A 22237-nucleotide genomic window follows, 5' to 3' on the forward strand; every position below is an offset into this window, starting at 1 on the left:
AAAGAATGTTTGATCTGGTACTTGGATTAAAGAAAGAACATAGATAAATGATGGTTATAACATTGATTTATGCGGTGACCCTCTTTGGTATTACTGTAGATGTAGAAGCGATGGAGAATTGGCTGCAATTAGTGGGGTATACCATACGTACTTTATGTATTGCTTGTATTATACAGCTTAGTGTGTTTTTTTTGACAAATATTTTTTGGAAGGAACTAAACAGAGGCTTGAATAAAACATTTGTTGTTATTAGTGGTAATGTGTTGTCTTTAGCTTTCTTACTTTTCCCTTTTTCTATATCATATATAGATATGACTGCTGAAAGTATGAAATTGAGTTCTTTGAATACAGAAAGAAATAGAATTGATAGTATGGTCCGGTACTATGAGAATTTAAAAAGTCTAGATTCTTCTTTTTCAGAGAATCTAGATTCTTTAATATTGGAAGAAAAGAAAACATTGATTCGGGTTATAAAAGAGATTGATTTAAAGCAATTCAAAATAGAAGAGAAACAGAAAAGATATGAAAAGCCATTAGTCTCCATCCTATTTCTTTTGCAAATATTCGGTTTTTATATATTGATTCTATATTCTTCCTATTTTGATAGGACGAATAAGGTGAATCGTGTTATCGCAGTGGAAAATATTCCTGATCGAAAGAAAGTAAGGAGCTATTTTTGCGATAAAGTTTTGAAGCCTTTGGTTTTACTGTTATCTGTTTTTCTTTGGGGATTCTTGTTTTTCCTTTGGCTTAGATAATATATACCTGATATTTGTATAAACCGGAATTTATGCTTTGCTTTGTGGCTCATCAGAAAAATAATAGAATATATGATTACTTATTTAATTATTGGAATAACAGTGATTCTCTCTTTTATCTGTTTTAGTAATAGGGAGTTATTTATGAAATTAGCGTTTATCCCATATCGTACGATCCGGAATCATGAATATTATCGTATCGTGACACATGGATTTATCCATGCGGATATGACACATTTACTAGTGAATATGTTCACGTTCTGGTCATTTGGTCTCTATATTGAACGAACGTTTCGATATATGGGATTCGGCAGTGGGGCTTATCTGGCTCTTTATTTCGGGGGAATGATCGTGGCTTCGCTTTATGATTTGATAAAACGACGTAATGATCCGTATTATGTCTCTATCGGTGCGTCTGGAGCGGTATCGGCGGTTCTATTTACCTCTATATTCCTTGATCCTTGGGGAAAGATCTTGTTTTTCGCCGTGCTGCCTGTCCCCGGAATCGTATTCGGCTTGCTATATCTGGCCTATTGCCAGTATATGGCGAAACAAACAGGAGATAACATAAATCATAATGCCCATTTCTACGGGGCTATTTATGGATTGATTTTCCCAATGCTGCTGGAGCCTTCGTTATTGCATCTCTTTTTGTCTCAACTTACGTTTAAGGGATGATCCACCCTGAACGGATAATTTAAGGTTATTTTTTGTCCGAAGATTATTTCCGGGTAGGTAAACTTGTCTATCTTTGTCCCCTTATAAGCAAAAGTTAGATGAACAAAGATAATAATTTGGGTAGAGTGTTAGCGTTACTGTCGCTGACGTTGTTGATGAGCTTTGGTTTATATAGCCTTCCGGATACATTGTTCGGGTATAAGATCAAAAAGGTAGATCTTTTATCGGATTTCAAGGTGAAAGAGGAAAAGCTCTCCTTGGATTCTTTGAAACAACAATTGGAACAAGCGGACACCCTTCAAGTAGATTCGGTAGCATTAAGGGATTCTATCATGCGTTCCGCCGGAATAGATTCAGCGGCTTTGGCCCTTCGTGATTCGTTATACAAAGCGGTCTATGCTGTTCAAGGGGCGGATTCGCTGGGGGCTCATATCGAGGACTATTCTCTTGGACATATCGGTTTGCAACGATTCTTCGCCGCCTTAAAAAACAGGCGGGAATTGAATCGTCCGGTACGTGTGGCCTTCCTTGGAGATTCTTTTATCGAAGGAGATATTATGGTGGCCGATTTCCGTTCCGGGATGCAGAAGGAATTTGGGGGGCGGGGTGTTGGTTTTGTACCGGTCACATCCGTAGCGGCACAGTTCCGTCCAACCGTGGAGCAACGTGCCTCCGGATGGACTACTTGGTCTATGCTGACAGATCATGAGCATGGATATACTTTATCTGGGATGATGTTCGAGGCAAACGAGGAAAACGCCTCCATCCATGTGAAGACGACTAAGCGTTATCCGGAGCTTCAGACGTTCTCTTCTTTGAAACTGATTTATGAGCAGAATAAGAATACGGAGATGCGCTTGGTTTGCAACGCTTCCGCCGATACCCTACAAGAGATGCTTCCCGCCACATCGATCGTAACCCAATACGAGTTGGAAGGGATGTTCACCGAAGCGGATTTCACTTTTAAGAATACTCCTGAGTTCCGGGCATTAGGGGTCGCTATGGAGGATCATTTAGGTGTCGTGGTCGATAATTTCTCTCTTCGGGGAAACTCGGGTATGATATTGGAGCGCTTGGATGTCTCCCGTTGCCAAGCATTGAATAAGATCCGTCCGTATGACTTGATTGTCTTGCAGTATGGGTTGAATGTCGTGAGCGACAACGTGATGAATTATGGATGGTATAGTAGCCGGATGGTAAAGGTCATTAACCATATACAACTTTGTTTTCCGGAAGCTGATATATTGATGTTGGGGGTGTCGGACAGAAGCCGTCAAGACGATGGGGAATTCGAGACGATGCCGGCCGTGTTAGCCTTGCTGCATGCGCAAAGGCAAGCCGCTAAAAAGGCAGGGGTTCCTTTCTGGAATGTATTCGGTGCTATGGGAGGAGAGAACAGTATGGTCCGTTTCGTAGAATTAAACTGGGCTAGTAAGGATTATACGCATTTAAGCTTTAGGGGTGGACGGGAGATTGCCGATGCCTTGCTGAAAGCGTTATTATCAGAAAAAGATTTTTATGATGAAGCGGAGAAAGTGGTTAATTAGTCTGGTTGTTTTAGGAGTGATCATGGGCTTCTCTGTTCCGAAACCTAAAGCCGGAATAAACGGGGATGTATCTCTTGATAGTTTGGCGGTTCGGGATACTGTAGCGTTGCCTCCTTTATCTTATTCTATGAAAGTGGGAAAAGATACGTTGATCTTACCGGATTCTAGTAAGGAGTGGAATAATTTTTTCAATGAACTGGATTCGTTGCGTGCAGGGAAAGATACGGCTATCACGATCGTCCAGTTGGGGGATTCGCATATCCAAGCCGGACATTTAAGCGGTCGTGTCATGCGCCTTTTCCAACAGGCGTTCGGGAATGCCGGACGAGGCTGGATCGCTCCTTTTAAGTTGAGCAAGACCAACGAGCCGGATGATTACTTTATCAAATCCGTCGCTAAGGATTGGATTGCCGGACGTTGTATTCAGCATGTCCGGAAAACCCCGATAGGGATCGGTGGGATCGGGATTAAGTCTGTTTCCCCCTCGATTAATTTTGATGTCGTGATAACTCCGAATAATGGTGCCGGATACGAGTTTAATGAGGCGATCTTATATAGAGGGGAGAAGTCGATGCCCATGCTTCCTGCCGGGGCTTTGAAAGACTCGGTCCAAACATTTCGTGCGGATACCGTATGTGTTCCCGGTGTATTAGCCGACACTTTCCGGATCTCCTGCTTGACCGATACTCTACAATTGCAGAGTACGAGACGGAAAGAGGGCACGAATACATTGCGACCGGCCTCATCCTTTACGAATTTATATTATGGCCTGACACTGAAGAATGGAAGCAGGGGTATCTTATACCATTCCATCGGAGTGAATGGGGCGATGTATGTGAATTATACGGACGAGGCTTATATACGTCAGTTGGCTTTATTAAAACCGTCCTTATTAATCATCTCTATGGGAACCAACGAGACGTTTGGCAGACGTTTTAATACCGATGAGTTTTCCGGTCAGATAGAGGCTTTCTTGGCGTTAGTCAAGAAGGAGTTGCCTAATACGGCAATCTTACTGACGACTCCTCCGGAATGTTATAGGAGAGTCCGGTCGGGAAAACAGCGAACGTATGTGCGTAATGATAATACCGAGCGGGCTGCCCGTGCTATCCGGAATGTAGCGAAGAAAGAAGAGGTCGCTTGCTGGGATTTATTCACTACGACAGGAGGGAAAAACTCGTGCCGCAAATGGCATAGTTCTCGTTTGATGGGACGGGATCGGATTCACTTTACGAAAGAAGGGTATCAAGAACAAGGAACGCTTTTGTTTAGGGCGTTCATGGAATCATATAATAACCGATAAGAATCTTATATGGAATATAATATACTTAGAGATTGGCTTAGTAATCATCAATTCACGTGGGAGAAACTGGGAGATATCCTGACATATCATCATAATGCCCCGATCTTGTTTAGTAGCGGGTTGTTCTTCTTCTTGTTTATCGGTTTCCTGATGATTTATATGTCGCTAAGGAAACATACGTTGGCTCGCATTATTTACGTGACACTGTTTTCCCTTTATTTCTATTATAAAAGTAGTGGACTTTGGTTCGGGCTGCTGGTATTTACGGCTACTTCCGATTTCTTGATAGCGCAATGTATCTCGCATACGACATCGGTATTAAAACGTAAATTATTCGTTACGCTTAGTCTCTGCATAAACCTAGGTATGCTGGGGTATTTCAAGTATTTCAATTTCCTAGGCGAACTGTTTACTATGGCCGCCGGGGGAGAATGGCTTAAGATGAACATCTTCCTTCCGGTAGGAATCTCTTTCTTTACCTTCCAGAGTATAAGCTATGTGATAGATGTTTATCGGGGACGAATCCAACCTCTCGGCCGTTGGATCGATTATGTTTTCTATGTATCGTTCTTTCCTCAACTGGTTGCCGGGCCAATCGTTCGTGCCCGGGATTTTATCCCTCAAATGTATAAGAATCCTACGGTGACGCGATCTGAGTTTGGTGAGGGATTGTTCCTTATCTTATGTGGTCTTTTCAAGAAAACGGTTATCTCGGATTATATCAGTATGAATTTCGTGGATCGTATTTTTGACGCTCCGTTGCTTTATACGGGTGTGGAGAATTTATTGGGTGTCTATGGGTATGCGCTACAGATTTATTGTGACTTTTCGGGTTATTCGGATATGGCGATCGGTATCGCTCTGTTGTTGGGATTCCGCTTTAATATAAACTTCGACTCTCCCTATCAGTCGGCTACGATTACCGAGTTTTGGCGTCGTTGGCATATCTCTCTTTCCTCTTGGTTAAAAGATTATCTGTATATATCCTTAGGGGGGAACCGGAAGGGGAAGATTCGTACCTATATGAATCTGATGATAACGATGCTGCTAGGCGGGTTATGGCATGGGGCTTCCATTAGTTTCATCTTATGGGGAGCCTTACATGGTATAGCTTTGGCTGCGCATAAGTTTATCATGGGGCATTTCAGTAGCTTTAAGGCCTTAGGATGCGAGATGAAGCCTTGGCGACGGGTATTAGGTGTCCTGATTACTTTCCATGTGGTTTGTTTCGGATGGATCTTGTTCCGGGCTACCTCGATGAAGGCCGTGGGAGAGATGTTTCGCCAGATCTTTACGAATTTTCATCCGGAGGTGTTCATGCAATTCGTCTTAGGATATAAAGGGGTGTTTGCGTTGATGGTGATCGGTTATGTGCTGCATTTTATGCCTAAACGCTCTGAGGATGCCTTGAGAGGAGTCGTGACCCGTACCCCATTATTGATACAGGCCGCTATATTGGCGATAGCGATTTTCATTGTTGTTCAGTTTAAGAGTGCGGGAGTGCAGCCGTTTATTTATTTCCAATTCTAAGGGGACAAACACATATATCGGCATAGCCTCACGCCAGTATAGGCACAACCCTACACTACTAGTGCCGTAAGGCTACGCCGATACTGATTTCATAGGCAAAGTATCTTAGGTTCATTACTGAAGTAACTTAGGATCGTCGGCCGATGCACCTAAGATATTTTTTTGACATCTTAGTGTGTTCCTATCTAATACCGTTGTAGGGGGGGAATCCCGCCAGATTTATCAAACGGTTGTGACATTTAAGTCTTGAGTGAGCCGTAAGACTTAAATGAATTCATTTACTCTGAGGGTTGTGAGCCGGCGGGAAGTTTGATGATGATATTCTTCAAATCCGCCCCGGATACATTTTGGAATACGCTTAGTCCGAACTCCGGTATTACCGCAAGAACATGGTCGAATATATCCGCTTGGATTCCTTCGTATTCGACCCATACCTTATTGGATGAGAAGCAATAAAGTTCGATGGGAATACCTGTATCAGTCGGTTGTAGATGCCTTACCATGCAGACTAATTCCTTACTTACTTCCGGGAGGCTTCTCAGGTAACGTACGAGATAAGCACGGAAGACACCCAGATTTGTTTGTCTACGTCCGTTCACCCAAATGGAGCTATCGATATGATGTTCTTCATTGTATTCATATAATTCCTGTTCTTTTCCGTCGATGTAATCCGTGATAAGAGAGATCTTACGAAATTTCTCTAGCATTTCCGGGGTACAAAAATGTACGCTGTTCATATCGATATTGATAGAGCGCTTGATACGGCGGCCCGGGGATTCGCTCATACCTCTCCAGTTTTGGAAAGCGTCGCTTACTAAGGCGTAAGGAGGGATGGTCGTAATAGTATTGTCAAAGTTTCTTACTTTCACGGCGTTCAATGTCACCTCGATAACCGTGCCGTCCGCACCATATTTACTCATCGTGATCCAGTCCCCGGCCCGGAGCATATCATTGGCGGATAATTGGATGCCGGCAACGAAACCTAAGATCGTATCCTTAAAGACCAACATCAAGATAGCGGCAGACGCACCCAATCCGGCCAGTAAAGAAACTGGGGATTTATTGATAAGAATACTGATAATCAATATCACTCCAATAAAGAAAACCGTAACCTGCAAGATCTGTATGAAGCCTTTTAACGGCTTGTTCTTAAAGGAATCTTTTTTATTATAGATCTCGTGGATCAGATTTAAGGAAGCGTTTATAAACCTTAAAGAAACCGCTATGATATAAATCTGACAAAGTTTTTGGAGCAATATTAAAATCTTCGGTGTCTCTTCGGCTGAGAAGGCGAATGGTAACAATATATAAATCAATATGGCCGGGATCATATGCATCATCTTATTGATGATCTTACGATCCACGATTAAATCGTCCAGTTGATTTTTCGTCTTCCTCGCTAATCGTTTGAACATACCTAGGAAAATATACCGGCAACTATAATCGATCCCAACGGTGACGGCTATAATAAGTAATAAGATCACTATATTGTCTAGGTAACTGGAATTTTCGCTTATCAACCCAATTTGAACTAATAAATTATATACCCATTCTTGTATCTTGCTCATAAATACGATTTTAAACTTTAAGTAGACAATCCGGAGACGAAGATAGGAAAAATAATTCGAACACGTACTTTAGTCTGAATATTGATATACTTTCAATTCAAATTTAGGAATCATAGCGAAGAAATGATCGAATATATCCGACTGGATCCGTTCATATTCTTTCCATATTTTATTTCGGGAAAAGAAATAAATCTGGACAGGAACACCATATTCCGTGGATTGAAGTTGACTGATAATTAAATCCAAATCTTGATTTACGACAGGAAGACTTGTCAGATAACGCTCTACATATACACGGAATACTTGGGAGTTTGTAGGTACTACATCCTTATCCGGTTGGTAATCCGCTAATAAAGGAATTTCCTTGCGGAATGTATCTAGCATCTCCGGTGTACAGAACTTGATCGTATTCAAATCGAGATAAATGGACTTCATAACCCTGCGTCCTCCAGACTCAACCATCCCGCGCCAGTTTTGGAAAGAACTATTCACTAGATTATAAGGCGGGATTGTCGAGATCGTATTATCGAAGTTCTGAACTTTCACGGTGTTTAGGGTTATTTCTTGAACAATACCGTTTGCGTTGGCAGAAGGCATCGTGATCCAGTCGCCGGGGCGCAACATATCATTCGCCGAAAGCTGTATACCCGCCACGAAACCTAATATGCTATCTTTAAATACCAACATAAGAATAGCTGCCGACGCACCTAATCCGGCGAAAAGGGTAGCCGGGGATTTATTGACGAGAATCGCTATAATGACAATGCCGCCAACGAAGAAAACAAGCACTTGTAATACTTGTATAAAACCTTTCATCGGCCTGTTTTTCATTTTCTCCTGTTGGTTAAACAAATCCAACATCATTAAGAGAAGACCGTTGAGCGCTAACAGCAGGGAAAATATGATATAGACCGCGCAAATCTTCTGGGAAATGAATAATAATTCCTTTCCTCGGATAAAAGCCATCGGGAGCAAAGCATATACTAAAATGCCGGGAATCGTATGTACGAGATAATGTACGACCTTACGTTTAATTAATAACGTATCCCATTTATAATGCGTATGCTTAACGATACTACGTACCCCTCCGACAAAAATAGCTTGGCATAAATAATCTAATCCGATAGCGACCGCCACTAGTAAGATGGCGATGATCGCCTCGTCAAATGTGTTCGCTATTTTCTCGTCTACACCCCATCCGGTGAGGACTTTGTTCATCCAACTACCTAAATTTATCATAATAATCGTTTTTTGATATAACACTACTCTTAAAAATAGGTTCAATCCTACGTTAAATTTGCCCTTTTGTTAAGATTGCTTGTAAATGTAAGCGTATTAATCCAATTGAAAAATGTATCTTTGTGAAATAATATAAACTTAAATGGATTCCATGAGATCTCTGTTGTCAACCTCAGATTTTCTACAGGTACGAGAGCATAAATTAAGTAATGATTTGACGGTATGGTTGAATGAGGACCATAGCCAACCTAAGATATTCGGAGCCGTAGTTGTAAAAGCCGGAGCTAAAGATTCCCCTAACACAGGTATCGCGCATTATTTCGAGCATATGATGTTTAAAGGAACGGATAAGATCGGGACAATCGATTATGAGTCCGAGAAAGTCTTGCTGGACATTATCGCCGAGAAATATGACGCTTTGGCGGATACCGAGGATCCCAAGATGCGTGCCCATTTGCAGCAAATCATTAACGACCTGAGCGTACGTGCCGCTGAGTATGTAATACCGAACGAGTTCGACCGGTTGATCTCTCGTTTCGGTGGTACGAAGTTGAATGCCGGGACTTCTTACGACTATACATTATATTTCAATACATTCTCTCCGCAATATATCTCCCAATGGGCCGAGATCAATAGTGAGCGTTTGGTAAATCCCGTATTTCGTCTTTTCCAGAGTGAGCTGGAGACGGTCTATGAGGAAAAGAACATGTATGGGGACACGATGGCTAGCGTCGCCATCGAGAAATTGACAGAGCGTTATTTCTATCCGCATCCGTATGCGTATCCGATTATCGGAAGTGCGGAGAACTTGAAGAATCCCCGTCTTTCGGAGATGCGCCGGTTCTTCGAGAAATACTATGTCGCTTCCAATATGGGATTGATCTTAAGCGGGGATTTCGATACGGAGGAGGTCTTGCCAATCTTGGAATCTACTTTTTCACGGATACGAAAAGGGAAGCCGCCCCACCGGGATATCGTTGCGCTTCCACCATTCGAGGGGCGGGAGAAAGTGAGCGTACGTATTCCTATGCCTTTCGTGAAAATTATGGCATTGGGATTCCGGGGAGTTCCCGCGAATCATCCGGATCAAGTTGCGCTCAATATCGCCGTATCTTTATTGAATAACTCCAATGGTACGGGATTTTTGGATAAGCTGACGGTAGATCATAAGGTGATGGGTGCGATGGCGGTTAACCAAAGTATGAATGAGGCTGGAATATTAGGTTTGTTGGTATTTCCGAAGTTCTTTTTCCAGACCTATGCGGCAGCCGAGAAATTAGTATGGAAACAAATCAACCGTATTAAGGAGGGGGATTTTAGCGATGAGATGTTCCAAAGCTTGAAATTGGAACAGAAACGTGAATATGCCTCCAAATTGGAAGACATAAACTCAAGGGCCGAGGTGATGATGCGTATTTTCTCTCAAGGGAAAAGCTGGCAGGATTATTTGGATGAGGTTACCCGTATCGATGCCTTGTCGAGAGAAGACGTGATTGAGGTCGCCAAGAAATATTTTACGGAGAATTATATGTACGTCACGAAGAAGACCGGACGCTATCCAAAAACGATCTTACCCAAGCCGGATTATTCACCGATTATACCGAAGAACTCCGATGCTTCCTCCGCTTATGTGGAACGTCTGGAAAAGATACCCGTACAAGAATTGAAACCGCATTTTCTCGATTTTGAGAAAGACGCCGAGGTCGTATCCTTGCGTCCGCTTGTCACGTTGTATAAGACTCATAATTCCGTAAATGATATATTCTCGCTGACACTATCTTATGGAGTGGGGCAGTTGGAGCTTCGTGATCTTGATAAATTGTCCGCTTATCTACCTTTCGTAGCGACGGAATCGATGTCTTTTGAGGTCTTTCGGGGTAAATTGCAGGAACTTGGTAGTACATTGACTTTTGATTCCACGGATTCTGAGTTTCTGGTGGTGGTGAATGGTTTTGATGGGCATTTTACCCAAACAATGGCTTTGGTCGGCGATTTCTTGCGGCACGCCAAGCCAGATGACAAGAAGTTACGGCAGATTGTGGACGAGGCGAAGGTAACGGAGAAATCGTTGTTCAATTCCAGCGAGAACGTAGCCGATATGCTGTTAGAGAAAGTCAAATTTGGGGAGCAATCCCGTTATTTGACCAAATTATCGTTCGCTGAAATCAAAAAACTAAAAGGAAAGATGTTGCTGGACACCTTCAGTAAGGTACGTTCGGTCGCTTGTAACCTGCATTATTGTGGTACATTGTCTACGGAGGAGGCCGCTCGGCAGATCAAGCTGCATTTACCCTTGGAGGAGGTAAGTATTCCATCGAACTCTCCCTATATTCGTGATCTTATGACGTATGATAAGCCGACTGTCTTTTTCATGGACATGGAGGATGTCACGCAAAGCATAATCTATGCCTATATGTATATCGATCCGTTGAAGGCTAAGGAGGATCGTCCTATTTCCCGGTTGTTTAGCGCTTATTTCGGAGGGGATATGTCATCTTTGATGTTTCAGGAGATCCGTGAGTTTCGTTCGTTCGCTTATCAAGTAAATGCCCGTTTGAAACATCCTCCTTTGAATCGATCGGAGAAGCCCGCTAGTTTCGTGATGAAACTGGCTACACAGACGGATAAGATGATCGATGCGATGGAAGTGCTGGAAAATCTGGTGCATGATATGCCGGAACGTCCGGAACGGGTGGAGTCGGTGAAGCAGACGATTCGTAATTGGGTGAATAATGAATATCCTACTAGTCGCTCTCTTTCCTTGAAGATCGCCGGTTTCCGGCGTGAAGGGTACGAGAGCGATCCGAACAAGGATTATCTGGAGGTCATCGATCGGATGACTATGGAGGATATCCTTCGTTTTTATAAGGAGAATATACAAGATCATTTAATGATATATGCGATAGTCGGTAATTCAAAGAGTATGGATATGGAGAAACTCTCCAAATTCGGACAGATCGTTAAGGTAACAAGGAAAGACATTTATAAATAATGTATAGTAAGGAGGAACTGAAGAATCTCAAATTGGAGTTTTGGGAAAGCTTCGCCGCTTTTTGTGAGGTGCAACCCTATTTGCGGGGGCGTAAGAAAATTTGGACATTATATGATACGAAGGTAAAGGGCGTTGAGTTGAAATTCGACGCGAACCGCCAAGGGGCTTACGTTATTCTTGAGGTAAACCACCGTAGCGAGGATTTACGTCTGGAAATGTTTGAGCGCCTGACTTGGTATAAAGAGACCTTGGAACAGGATTTTCCCGAAGGCTTGATCTGGGATATTTGCTTTGTCCGTGAGAATGGCCGACAAGTGGCCCGTATCTATGTGGCAAAGGAAGGATTGGATTTGCATCGGCGAGCGCATTGGGGAGATTTTTTCACGTTTATGGCTAGCCAGATGTATTTGTTGGAACGAAATTTTATGGGTATAGCAGAATACTTAAGAGAATAATTACGAGATATGAACCTAAAGGTATTTATCGGAGCTTGCGTACTGTCCGGTCTGGTTGCTTGTAGCTCTGTTAAACAAGATGAGGCCGGTTTGTCCCGGCCCGGTGTGGGCCTTGAGCTGGCGCGATTCCGGAAGGAGCATTTCTCCGATGTCCGTTATAATCTTTTCTTCTCGATCCCGGAATCTCGTGGCGAGGCGATCCGGGGAAAGGTGGAACTATCGTTGCGATTAGACGAGAAGCAGCCGCTTATTATTGATTTCCGCGGAGAACCGGAGCAAGTGACATCCGTAACCTTGAACGGAGGCGATATTCCCTACGAGGTGAAAGATGAGCATATCGTGATAGCCTCAGATTGGGTAGCGGTGGGAGAGAACCGGGTAGCGATCGCTTTTACTCCGGCGGATCAATCCTTGAACCGGCGGGATGAGTTCCTGTATACGTTATTGGTTCCGGACCGGGCACGTACGGTATTCCCTTGTTTTGACCAGCCGGATATGAAGTCGCTTTTTACCTTGACCTTGGAAGTTCCTTCCACTTGGCAGGCCGTGGCGAATGGCGCTATCACGCAAACGGATAGTACGGGCGTCTCCGGTCGGAATCGTATTTCTTTCAAGGAGACGGAACCGCTTAGTACCTACCTGTTCTCATTCGTGGCCGGTGAACTGACTCGGGAGGTTTATTCCCGGAACGGACGGGATATCTCTATTTATCATCGGGAGACAGATCCGAAGAAAATCGCTCAATGCCCAGCCATTGCCGATGAGGTGTTCGACGCGTTGGAATGGCAGGAAGACTTTACTGGTATTCCTTATCCTTTTGCTAAATATGACGTGATTATCTTACCCGGTTTCCAATATGGAGGTATGGAACATACGGGTGCTACCTTATATACGGATCGCCGGATGTTTCTGGATGAGCATCCTACCTTAAATGAGCGATTGAGTCGGAGTTCCTTGATCGCGCATGAAACCTCTCATATGTGGTTTGGCGATTATGTAACGATGAAATGGTTTGATGATGTATGGACAAAAGAGGTTTTCGCTAATTATTTTGCTTCCCGTATCGTAGAACCTTTATATCCGGACGTGAATCACCGGTTGAATTTTATTCGGGATTATATTCCCGCATCTTATTCGGAAGACCGTACGTCAGGTGCGAATCCGATCAAGCAAGATTTGGATAATTTGCGGAACGCCGGTTTGGTATATGGTAATATCATCTATGATAAATCTCCCGTGGTTATGGAAATGTTGGTACGTGTTCTGGGAGAAGAGGCTTTCCAGCAGGGAATCCGTGAGTACTTGACTACTTATGCGTATGGGAACGCTACGTGGGAGGGCTTGATCCGTATCTTGAATAAATATACGGAAGAGGATCTGGCCGCTTGGAGTGAGGTGTGGGTGAATCAGAAGGGTATGCCGGAGATTACGGCTTCGGTTAAGGACGGCGAGTTGGTCGTAGAGCAGCGTGATCCGTTGGGCCGGGGTTTAAAATGGCCGCAAGAATTAACCTATCGGGTGATCTGTGGAACGGATTCGGAAGAAATCCCGGTTTCTCTCGAAGGAAACTCTGATTCCTTCCGAATGAAATTAAGTTTTCTTCCGAATGGAAATTGTGTCATTCTTCCGAATATAAATGGGCGTGGTTATGGCTTCTTTAAAATAACAGAGGGGGAGTCTTCCGGTCTATGGTCTGTGCTTCGCTCATCGGAAGATGAGGTGTTGAAGGGATCTTTGCTGATTACCCTTTATGAGAATCTTCGTTGGAAAACGATTTCTCCGCAAGGGTTCCGTGAAGAGATGTTAGCGTATTTACCGAATGAGTCTAATTCTTTATTGTTCTCGATGGCTTTAAGCTATTTAGGAGATTGCCAGCGGATATTCCCGTCGGATTCTTGTCCGTTGGAAGAGGCTTTGTGGAAGATCGTGACAACGAATCCCGTATCCCAACATCGCTTGCAGGCGTTTCGTTTGTATCGTTCGATAGCGGATTCAGAGGAGGCGGTACAACGTCTGTATACGTTATGGCAGGAACGGAAAGCTCCGAAAGATTGTACGTTGAGCGAGAGTGATTATATTGGCTTATCCTATATGCTGGCGATGCATTTGCCGGAAAAAGCGGATAAGATTATCGCTACGCAATTATCCCGCATACAGAATCCGGACCGGAAGAAGGAGTATCAATTTATCTCCCCATCCGTATCGCCCCGCAAGGCGGAACGTGACAGTGTCTTCGCTTCCTTGTTGATCGCCGGGAATCGTAGGGTGGAGCCATGGGCCTCTTCCGCTCTCGCTAATTTGAACCATCGCCTACGAGAACAAGAGTCGGTCGCTTATATCCGTCCGGCCTTGGAAGCGATGCCGGAAGTACAGCGGACTGGCGATATCTTTTTCCCCACCGCTTGGGTTCGCTCCTTGCTTTCCGCCCATACATCGAAGGAAGCTCGGGAAGAAGTTGATGCGTTTTTTACCGCGCATCCGGACTTCCCCTTGATGCTTTCCAATAAGATTAAGCAGCAAGCGAGTCATTTGTATTAAAGTAAATCATTATCTTTGTCCTTGAGAGAACGAATTAATAAGAAAGGAGTATTTGTATGACGGCAATGGAACTAAAATGCCTAAAGATGGATTTGGTCGAAGAATTGTTAAGCATCGATGATAAAGACACGCTCAACCGTGTGAAGAACTATCTGAAAAAGCTGAACAATAAAATTAGGACAAAAGCCGAAGAGGAAGAAACGGAATATATTAGCAAGGAAGAAATCTTGGCAGGGATTGATGCCGGGCTGAAAGACATGATTGCCGGGAGGAAACAATCAGCGAGAGATTTCTTAAAAGAAATGAGAGATGGAATATAGAATAGAAGTCTTAGCCTCCTTTAAGAAGGAAGCGAAACGTTTGCGGAAGCATTATGCCTCTTTCATTGATGATTATGAAAACAAAGCAGAACGTGAATCTATAAGCTTGAAAGAGATAGAAGAGTTGCTCCGTAAGAACGGATTGAAGTAATATAGATATTGGGATAATATTTTGTCAGAAATATTTGTTCTTTCAATTATTATTGTAACTTTGCGACGTAAATAACAAAAGAAATGAAAATAACGACTACATTACATCACCATCATCATTACAGCGGGCGATAGTTCGGTGGGCTGAATGGTATGTATGTACTCATGATAAAAAGATAAAGGCTTGCCGTTTTGCGGTAAGCCTTTTTTGTTGATATTTATAATATAAAAATAAGATATAGTTATGTTGAGAATCGCGGTACAATCGAAGGGCCGTCTGTACGACGAGACCATGATGTTGCTTGAAGAAGCGGGTATTAAACTAAACAGGGGCAAACGCATTCTGTTATTATCGGCAAAAGGTTTTCCGGTAGAGGTATTATTCCTTCGTGATGATGATATTCCTCAGTCTGTAGCTAACGGTGTGGCGGATATTGGTATTGTCGGAGAGAACGAGTACGTGGAGAAAGGGCAAGAGGCGAAATTGATCAAGCGTCTGGGCTTTAGTAAGTGCCGTCTATCCTTAGCTATCCCCAAAGATGAGGAATATAAGGGAGCTGAATGGTTTGAGGGAAAAACGATCGCTACTTCCTATCCCGTGATCCTACGGTCTTTCTTAGAGGAGAGAGGCGTGAAGGCGGATATTCATGTAATCAGCGGCTCTGTGGAAATCGCCCCGGGCATTGGTTTGGCGGACGCTATCTTTGATATCGTAAGCTCCGGTAGCACTTTGGTAAGCAATCAATTGAGAGAAGTGGAGGTAGTCCTTCCTTGTGAGGCTTTATTGATCGCTAACAATAATCTATCCAAAGAGAAACTGGAGATATTGGATGAGCTTCTATTCCGCTTCGAGGCGATTCAAGTCGCCGAGGGCAAGAAGTACGTGTTGCTGAACGCTCCGAAAGAAAAGCTGGATGAGATTATCGAGGTGCTTCCCGGTATGAAGAGCCCGACCATAACGCCTTTGGCAAACGATGAATGGGTCTCTGTTCAATCCGTGATCGCCGAGAAGCATTTCTGGGAAATTATTGGTAAACTAAAATCATTGGGGGCTGAAGGTATCTTAGTGCTTCCGATCGAGAAAATGATTGTATAATATGGAGATTATAAAATATCCCGGACGTGAGGAATGGAGCTCACTAATCAAACGTCCCGCATTAGATGTAACCACCTTGTTCGATACGGTCCGTACGGTATTGGACGAGGTACGCGAGCAGGGTGACACTGCCGTAAAAGCGTATGAGGAAAAGTTTGATAAAGTGCTCCTTTCTTCCCTTCAAGTCTCGGAAGAGGAGATGCGGGAAGCGGATGCCTTGGTCGCTGAGGACTTGAAACAGGCGATTCGTACGGCAAAGGCGAATATCGAGAAGTTCCACGCCTCACAACGTTTCGAGGGAAAGAAAGTGGAGACTACCCCGGGAGTCACTTGTTGGCAGAAAGCGGTAGCGATCGAGAAAGTCGGTTTATATATTCCGGGCGGAACGGCGCCTTTGTTTTCCACGGTATTGATGTTGGCAGTGCCCGCACGTATCGCCGGATGCAAGGAGATCGTATTATGTACGCCACCGAACCGGGAAGGGAAAGTACATCCCGCTATCCTGTTTGCCGCGGAGGTCGCGGGTGTAAGTAAGATATTCAAGGCTGGAGGAATCCAAGCGATAGCGGCGATGGCCTATGGGACGGAATCGGTCCCCAAGGTGTATAAGATCTTTGGCCCCGGTAATCAATACGTGACGGCGGCGAAGCAATTAGTAAGCCTAAAAGAAGTCGCCATCGATATGCCCGCCGGACCATCCGAGGTAGAGGTGATCGCGGACGAGACAGCGAATCCCGATTTTATCGCCGCCGATTTCCTCTCGCAGGCCGAGCATGGAGTGGATAGCCAAGCGATCCTCGTAACCGCTTCGGAAATGATCGTGGAACCCGTGGCCCGTGCCATCCAAGAGCAACTCGATCGTTTGCCTCGAAAGGAGATTACCGAGAAATCATTAGCGCACAGCCGTATCATCGTATTGAAAGATTCGCGGGAAGTCGTGGACTTCACGAATCAATACGCTCCCGAGCACTTGATTATCCAAACATCGGATTACACCGCTATCGCGGAGCGAATCGAGAACGCTGGCAGTGTCTTTATGGGTCCATATACTCCGGAAAGCGCAGGCGATTATGCTTCCGGCACGAATCATACCTTGCCGACCAACGGTTATGCCAAGGCATATAGCGGCGTAAACTTGGATAGCTTCATCAAGAAGATCACTTTCCAAGAGATCTCTTCCGATGGTATCCGTGCCTTGGGTAGCACGATCCAAACCATGGCGGCCAACGAGCATCTGGATGCTCACCGCAACGCAGTAACAATTAGATTGAACACGATATGAAAGACCTGAAAGATTTAGTAAGACCGAATGTCTGGAATTTGAAACCGTATTCATCCGCACGTGATGAGTTTCATGGGGATGCCTCCGTTTTTCTGGACGCGAATGAGAATCCGTGGAATGTGCCGTATAACCGTTATCCCGATCCCTTGCAGTGGAAATTGAAGGATCGTCTGGCCGTATTGAAAGGCGTGGATCGTAACTCGATCTTCTTGGGCAATGGCAGCGACGAGGCCATCGATCTGGTGATCCGTGCCTTTTGCGAGCCGGGGTTGGATAGTGTGGTGACGATCTCGCCGTCGTATGGTATGTATGAGGTGGCTGCGAATGTAAATAACGTGGAATGTCGCAAGGTCTCTTTGGACGAGAATTTCGACTTGGACGCTGACCGAGTGTTGGAATCGGCGGACGAGTGGACTAAAGTGATCTTCCTATGTTCCCCGAATAACCCCAGTGGCAACAGCCTGGATCGTGGCTCGATCTATAAGATATTGAAGAATTATGAAGGAATCGTGGTGATCGATGAGGCTTATATCGACTTCTCCGCTTATCCCTCTTTCTTGAAGGAATTATCCGGGTTCCCGAATCTGATCGTTCTTCAAACCTTGTCGAAAGCGTGGGGAGCGGCGGGTATTCGTTTGGGTATGGCATTTGCCTCTCCGGAGATTATCGGTGTCTTGAATAAGATCAAATATCCGTATAACGTCAACCAGCTTACGCAGGAGAAAGCTTTGGAGCTCTTGAGCGACGAGGCGACCATGAAGCACCAAGTGAACGAGATCCTCACGGAGCGTAACCGGTTGGAGAAGATCCTGTCCGAGCCTCCTTTCTCCTATCAAGTATATCCTTCGGACGCTAATTTCTTGTTGGTGAATGTCGCCAAGGCGGATGCCATGTATAATGGGCTCGTGAAGAAAGGGATCGTAGTGCGTAACCGTAGCAACGTGCAGAAATGCCGGGGTTGCCTTCGTATTACGATCGGTACGCCGAAAGAGAATGATAGCTTATTGAACGCGATGAAAAACATGAAATTATGAGCACGAGGAAAAGAGCGTTGTTTATCGATCGAGACGGCACGCTTGTAAAAGAGCCGCCCGTAGATTATCAATTGGATAGCTTGGAGAAACTAGAGTTTGTCCCGAAGGTGATGCGTAACCTCTATTTCATTCGCGAGCGGTTGGATTTCGAGTTCGTGATGGTCTCCAACCAAGACGGGCTGGGTACGCCCTCTTTCCCGGAGGAGACTTTCTGGCCTGCCCATAACTTGATCCTAAAAACACTGGAAGGCGAGGGGATCGTGTTTGATGATATATTGATCGATCCTTCCTTTCCCGAGGATAATTCCCCGAATCGTAAGCCTCGTACAGGAATGCTTACGAAATATATGACAGGTGAATACGATCTGGAGAATAGTTTCGTGATCGGGGATCGCCTTACGGATATGGAGTTGGCCCATAATCTGGGCGCTAAAGGTATCTGGTTGCGCCCGGAGGAGGGAGCGGAGAGTGAGTTGGCGGCTTATGCTACCTCATTGTCTTCCGCCTATATCACGGATGATTGGGATAAGATCACCGAGTATCTGTTTGCCGGCGAGCGTCGTGCGGTCGTACGGCGTGCCACGAAGGAGACGGATATTTATGTGGACTGGAATCTGGATGGAACCGGAAAGACATCGATCTCTACCGGGCTTGGTTTCTTCGATCATATGTTGGACCAGATCGGTAAGCATTCTGGTACGGACCTGACAGTACGGGTAAAAGGCGACCTGGAAGTCGACGAGCATCATACGATAGAGGATACGGCGATCGCCCTTGGCGAGGCGATGCTGAAAGCGCTGGGTGATAAGCGAGGGATCGAGCGTTATGGGTATTGCCTTCCGATGGACGATTGCTTGTGTAGCGTGGCGCTGGATTTCGGTGGCCGTCCTTGGTTGGTTTGGGACGCTGAGTTCCACCGTGAGAAAGTAGGGGATATGCCTACGGAGATGTTCCTCCATTTCTTCAAGAGCTTGAGCGACGCTGCCCGCATGAATTTGAATATCCGTGCCGAGGGTACGAACGAGCATCATAAGATAGAAGGTATCTTCAAGGCTTTGGCCCGCTCGATCAAGATGGCGATCCGACGAGATATTTATCGGTTTGAGCTACCGAGTACGAAAGGGCTCTTGTAATCTGTAAAAAACACTACTGTATTTGTGCACGAATACAGTAGTGTTTTAGTCTGAATACTATTGTGTTTATCCACAAACACTATAGTGTTTTCGACTCAGATTCTATGACATCAGATAAACCGATAAAAGCCTATAGAGGATATTCCTCGAAAGCATATAGAACCGTGGAGAGATACCTTTCTCCTGTGTCCGGAAGCAACGCCACGATCGTTTTTCCCTCATTCTCCGGAAGTTTAGCTAGTTCCACGGCGGCGTATACAGCGGCGCCGGAAGATATTCCTACCAGCAACCCTTCCTTCCCGGCCAGTTCCCGGCTGGTACGGATAGCGTCATCGTTCGTTACTTGCAGGATCTTGTCAACTACCTCCCCGTTGTAGGTCTTGGGGATAAAGCCGGCTCCGATGCCCTGTATCTTGTGCGGGCCGGGCTTGCCTCCGGAAAGTACCGGTGAATCGCTAGGCTCTACCGCTACGATTTGTACGTTCGGGTTGTGAGCTTTCAATCCGGCACCGACACCGCTGACCGTGCCTCCGGTTCCTACGCCGGCTACAAACAGATCGACTTTACCATCCGTATCACGCCAGATCTCTTCGGCGGTCGTACGGATATGTACGGCCGGGTTAGCGGGATTCTCGAATTGTTGTAGGATGATGGAACCGGGAGTCGCGTCACGCAGTTCCTCCGCTTTGGCGATGGCTCCTTTCATGCCTTCCGCCCCGGGGGTGAGGACGAGCCGGGCACCTAACGCTTTCAATAAATTACGACGCTCGGCACTCATGGTATCCGGCATGGTCAGGATTAATTTGTAGCCTTTCGAGGCGGAGACAAAAGCAAGTCCGACTCCGGTATTACCGCTGGTCGGTTCGATAATGGTAGCGCCGGGTTTCAACAAGCCTTTAGCCTCGGCGTCCTCGATCATCGCCAAGGCGATGCGGTCTTTTACGCTACCAGCCGGGTTGAAATATTCCAGCTTGCCGATTACTTGGGCTTTAAGGCCCTTGCTCGCGTTGAAATTAGAGAACTCCAACAGGGGAGTGTTGCCGACAAGGTCGGTCAGTTGTCTTGCTATTCTTGCCATATACAAATGAATTTTGTTGTTTCTGGATTCTTTTATTTATATGACAAAGATAGTGGATGGATTGTTTACGGCATATACCATAAACCGGGTATTTTTTTACCTCCTTCTATGCGTCACGCACAAAAGGAGGTTACAATCATAATTATATACAAGTCTGAAAGGACTATCTTTAATGTCTGCCTCCTCCTAAGGCTTGGTAGAGGTTTACGGTGGCTTGAAGCTCGTCAAAACGATCCGTTACTTGGGAGAGCTGGGCGCTGAGCAGGGTTTGCTGTGCCGTGAGCACTTCCAAATAAGTGGTGTTTCCATGCGTCATCAGCAATTGGGTGCTACGGACGGCATCTTCAAGCGATTCGATTTGGTGTGTACGCAAGTCGATCTTTCCCTTTGCGGTCTGGGCTTGGGTAAGTGCGTCGTTCACCTCTTTTCCGGCGTTGAGCACGGTTTGTTGGAAAGTGAGCTTGGCCTCTTCTTGCTGCGCTTTCGCTATTTTCAATTGGGCGATATTCGCTCCTTTGTTAAATAGCGGTTGCGTGAGGGAGCCGACCGCCGATAGTAATAGTTTACCCGGATTTACGATGTAACTACCTGCGCTGTTTGTCCATCCCGCGCTGCCGCTAAGACGTAGCGAGGGATAAAAATTGGAGCGTGCGGAGGCTGTCCCGTAGAACGCTTGCGCCAAAGCGTACTCGGCGCTACGTACATCTGGACGGTTCGAGAGCATCTGTACCGGGATACCGATAGCCAGATCCGGGGTTAAGGATTGGTCTTCCAACCTTCCTCGCTCAATATCCTGAGGTGTCTCTCCCAATAAGACGGCAAGCGTATTCTCGGTCTCCCGGATGGTCTGTTCCAGATCTTTAACAGAGGTCTCGATGGAGTAGCAAGTAGCCTCGGTTTGCGATACGGCCGCCTCGGTAGTCATGCCGGCTGCCATTAATGCTTGGGTGGTACGAAGGCTTTCTAGCCATTTCACGGCGGTTTCTGTCGTGATCTCGTATTGCCGGTCCAGCATCAATAAGGTGTAATACAGGTTGGCGATATTGGCGATCAGTTGCGTTTGTACGGCTTGGCTATACGCTTGGCTTTGCGACAAGGCGGCTTTCGCTTGTCGTTTGGCGTTTGTCAGCCGGTCGAAGATATCGACCTCCCAACTGGCCGATACCGGGACGTTGTATGTCCACGACGCTTTCGCCTTATCAAAGCTACTTGTCGTGCCCTGTGGATCTAGGGAGAGCGACGGGAGGTAGGAGAGGCGGGAGGTCATTAACGCCGCCTCAGCTTCTTGTACCTTTAGATGGGCGATCCGTAGGTCTGTATTATTGGCTAATCCCCGTTCGATCAAGGATTGCAAGGCCGGATCGGTGAACAGGTCCCGCCAACTGATATTCCCGATGGAGAAGGTATCTGCCGGGGCTATCTCCTCCCGGTATAGATTCTCCGGGAGGGTGGCGACAGGCTCGTATTTCTTGTAAATGCCGCAGCTATTCAACGCTAGCGTCGCTACGGCAAGGAGTATGATGTTATTCTTCATAT

Annotated in this window: 18 protein-coding genes; 14 read left to right on the forward strand and 4 right to left on the reverse strand. The window is 45.5% G+C overall.

Annotated features, from left to right (window positions below):
- Positions 1 to 47: 47 nt before the first annotated feature.
- The 5 genes from DW205_RS08925 (at position 48) to DW205_RS08945 (ending at position 5816) form a co-directional block, all read left to right on the forward strand.
- A complete protein-coding gene (locus DW205_RS08925; protein WP_233523142.1) occupies positions 48 to 758 on the forward strand; it encodes a hypothetical protein in 711 nt (236 codons plus the stop codon).
- Positions 759 to 830: 72 nt separating this feature from the next.
- Positions 831 to 1436, forward strand: coding sequence for a rhomboid family intramembrane serine protease (locus DW205_RS08930; RefSeq protein WP_005862629.1), 606 nt, complete (start codon positions 831 to 833; stop codon positions 1434 to 1436).
- A gap of 98 nt (positions 1437 to 1534) precedes the next feature.
- Positions 1535 to 2983 (forward strand): hypothetical protein, encoded by a 1449-nt coding sequence (locus DW205_RS08935; RefSeq protein WP_005862627.1) that lies wholly within the window; start codon positions 1535 to 1537, stop codon positions 2981 to 2983.
- Positions 2955 to 4286 (forward strand): GDSL-type esterase/lipase family protein, encoded by a 1332-nt coding sequence (locus DW205_RS08940; RefSeq protein ID WP_005862625.1) that lies wholly within the window; start codon positions 2955 to 2957, stop codon positions 4284 to 4286. Before DW205_RS08935 ends, DW205_RS08940 begins: the two co-directional genes overlap by 29 nt.
- A gap of 9 nt (positions 4287 to 4295) precedes the next feature.
- Positions 4296 to 5816, forward strand: coding sequence for an MBOAT family protein (locus tag DW205_RS08945; protein ID WP_005862624.1), 1521 nt, complete (start codon positions 4296 to 4298; stop codon positions 5814 to 5816).
- Positions 5817 to 6094: 278 nt separating this feature from the next.
- Here DW205_RS08945 and DW205_RS08950 read toward each other — a convergent pair whose 3' ends face one another.
- The gene (locus DW205_RS08950; RefSeq protein WP_005862622.1) at positions 6095 to 7384 is read right to left on the reverse strand and encodes a mechanosensitive ion channel family protein; all 1290 of its coding nucleotides are present in this window, start codon (positions 7382 to 7384) and stop codon (positions 6095 to 6097) included.
- 69 nt (positions 7385 to 7453) lie between these two features.
- Entirely contained in the window at positions 7454 to 8623 is a 1170-nt protein-coding gene (locus DW205_RS08955) for a mechanosensitive ion channel family protein (RefSeq protein WP_005857209.1), read from the reverse strand.
- Between the two features lie 142 nt (positions 8624 to 8765).
- On the opposite strand from DW205_RS08955, the gene DW205_RS08960 reads away from it, so the two are divergent.
- The 9 genes from DW205_RS08960 to hisB all read left to right on the forward strand — a co-directional run bounded on the left by DW205_RS08960 (position 8766) and on the right by hisB (position 19623).
- Positions 8766 to 11615, forward strand: coding sequence for a pitrilysin family protein (locus DW205_RS08960; protein WP_005862620.1), 2850 nt, complete (start codon positions 8766 to 8768; stop codon positions 11613 to 11615).
- On the forward strand, positions 11615 to 12070 hold the full coding sequence (locus DW205_RS08965; protein WP_005857205.1) for a DUF4268 domain-containing protein: 456 nt from the start codon (positions 11615 to 11617) through the stop codon (positions 12068 to 12070). The genes DW205_RS08960 and DW205_RS08965 overlap by 1 nt, the downstream gene beginning before the upstream one ends.
- Before the next feature lie 9 nt (positions 12071 to 12079).
- Positions 12080 to 14608: a M1 family aminopeptidase gene (locus DW205_RS08970; RefSeq protein ID WP_005862618.1), complete on the forward strand. Its 2529-nt coding sequence runs from the start codon at positions 12080 to 12082 to the stop codon at positions 14606 to 14608.
- Between the two features lie 56 nt (positions 14609 to 14664).
- Positions 14665 to 14928, forward strand: a complete 264-nt coding sequence (locus DW205_RS08975; RefSeq protein ID WP_005862616.1) for a hypothetical protein — start codon at positions 14665 to 14667, stop codon at positions 14926 to 14928.
- On the forward strand, positions 14918 to 15079 hold the full coding sequence (locus tag DW205_RS22250) for a hypothetical protein (protein ID WP_005862614.1): 162 nt from the start codon (positions 14918 to 14920) through the stop codon (positions 15077 to 15079). Before DW205_RS08975 ends, DW205_RS22250 begins: the two co-directional genes overlap by 11 nt.
- A 243-nt stretch (positions 15080 to 15322) precedes the next feature.
- Entirely contained in the window at positions 15323 to 16174 is an 852-nt protein-coding gene (hisG, locus tag DW205_RS08980; RefSeq protein ID WP_005857196.1) for an ATP phosphoribosyltransferase, read from the forward strand.
- A 1-nt stretch (position 16175) separates the two neighbouring features.
- Positions 16176 to 17456, forward strand: a complete 1281-nt coding sequence (hisD, locus tag DW205_RS08985) for a histidinol dehydrogenase (protein WP_005862612.1) — start codon at positions 16176 to 16178, stop codon at positions 17454 to 17456.
- Positions 17453 to 18490, forward strand: coding sequence for a histidinol-phosphate transaminase (hisC, locus tag DW205_RS08990; protein WP_005862610.1), 1038 nt, complete (start codon positions 17453 to 17455; stop codon positions 18488 to 18490). Before hisD ends, hisC begins: the two co-directional genes overlap by 4 nt.
- The gene (gene hisB, locus DW205_RS08995; RefSeq protein WP_005862608.1) at positions 18487 to 19623 is read left to right on the forward strand and encodes a bifunctional histidinol-phosphatase/imidazoleglycerol-phosphate dehydratase HisB; all 1137 of its coding nucleotides are present in this window, start codon (positions 18487 to 18489) and stop codon (positions 19621 to 19623) included. Before hisC ends, hisB begins: the two co-directional genes overlap by 4 nt.
- Positions 19624 to 19753: 130 nt before the next feature.
- Here hisB and cysK read toward each other — a convergent pair whose 3' ends face one another.
- Together cysK and DW205_RS09005 are read right to left on the reverse strand one after the other, a co-directional pair.
- The gene (gene cysK, locus DW205_RS09000) at positions 19754 to 20701 is read right to left on the reverse strand and encodes a cysteine synthase A (RefSeq protein ID WP_005862606.1); all 948 of its coding nucleotides are present in this window, start codon (positions 20699 to 20701) and stop codon (positions 19754 to 19756) included.
- A gap of 169 nt (positions 20702 to 20870) precedes the next feature.
- Positions 20871 to 22235, reverse strand: coding sequence for an efflux transporter outer membrane subunit (locus DW205_RS09005; RefSeq protein ID WP_034530513.1), 1365 nt, complete (start codon positions 22233 to 22235; stop codon positions 20871 to 20873).
- Positions 22236 to 22237: the final 2 nt, after the last annotated feature.

This window comes from Parabacteroides sp. AM17-47 (assembly GCF_003434625.1).
GTDB lineage: Bacteria > Bacteroidota > Bacteroidia > Bacteroidales > Tannerellaceae > Parabacteroides > Parabacteroides distasonis.

What these genes read in the sequence shown, in the direction of transcription:
- DW205_RS08925 (WP_233523142.1), top strand. Translation starts at nt 48, where the DNA reads ATGATGGTTATAACATTGATTTATGCGGTGACCCTCTTTGGTATTACT.
- DW205_RS08930 (WP_005862629.1), top strand. Translation starts at nt 831, where the DNA reads ATGATTACTTATTTAATTATTGGAATAACAGTGATTCTCTCTTTTATC.
- DW205_RS08935 (WP_005862627.1), top strand. Translation starts at nt 1,535, where the DNA reads ATGAACAAAGATAATAATTTGGGTAGAGTGTTAGCGTTACTGTCGCTG.
- DW205_RS08940 (WP_005862625.1), top strand. Translation starts at nt 2,955, where the DNA reads ATGATGAAGCGGAGAAAGTGGTTAATTAGTCTGGTTGTTTTAGGAGTG.
- DW205_RS08945 (WP_005862624.1), top strand. Translation starts at nt 4,296, where the DNA reads ATGGAATATAATATACTTAGAGATTGGCTTAGTAATCATCAATTCACG.
- DW205_RS08950 (WP_005862622.1), bottom strand. Translation starts at nt 7,384, where the DNA reads ATGAGCAAGATACAAGAATGGGTATATAATTTATTAGTTCAAATTGGG.
- DW205_RS08955 (WP_005857209.1), bottom strand. Translation starts at nt 8,623, where the DNA reads ATGATAAATTTAGGTAGTTGGATGAACAAAGTCCTCACCGGATGGGGT.
- DW205_RS08960 (WP_005862620.1), top strand. Translation starts at nt 8,766, where the DNA reads ATGGATTCCATGAGATCTCTGTTGTCAACCTCAGATTTTCTACAGGTA.
- DW205_RS08965 (WP_005857205.1), top strand. Translation starts at nt 11,615, where the DNA reads ATGTATAGTAAGGAGGAACTGAAGAATCTCAAATTGGAGTTTTGGGAA.
- DW205_RS08970 (WP_005862618.1), top strand. Translation starts at nt 12,080, where the DNA reads ATGAACCTAAAGGTATTTATCGGAGCTTGCGTACTGTCCGGTCTGGTT.
- DW205_RS08975 (WP_005862616.1), top strand. Translation starts at nt 14,665, where the DNA reads ATGACGGCAATGGAACTAAAATGCCTAAAGATGGATTTGGTCGAAGAA.
- DW205_RS22250 (WP_005862614.1), top strand. Translation starts at nt 14,918, where the DNA reads ATGGAATATAGAATAGAAGTCTTAGCCTCCTTTAAGAAGGAAGCGAAA.
- hisG (WP_005857196.1), top strand. Translation starts at nt 15,323, where the DNA reads ATGTTGAGAATCGCGGTACAATCGAAGGGCCGTCTGTACGACGAGACC.
- hisD (WP_005862612.1), top strand. Translation starts at nt 16,176, where the DNA reads ATGGAGATTATAAAATATCCCGGACGTGAGGAATGGAGCTCACTAATC.
- hisC (WP_005862610.1), top strand. Translation starts at nt 17,453, where the DNA reads ATGAAAGACCTGAAAGATTTAGTAAGACCGAATGTCTGGAATTTGAAA.
- hisB (WP_005862608.1), top strand. Translation starts at nt 18,487, where the DNA reads ATGAGCACGAGGAAAAGAGCGTTGTTTATCGATCGAGACGGCACGCTT.
- cysK (WP_005862606.1), bottom strand. Translation starts at nt 20,701, where the DNA reads ATGGCAAGAATAGCAAGACAACTGACCGACCTTGTCGGCAACACTCCC.
- DW205_RS09005 (WP_034530513.1), bottom strand. Translation starts at nt 22,235, where the DNA reads ATGAAGAATAACATCATACTCCTTGCCGTAGCGACGCTAGCGTTGAAT.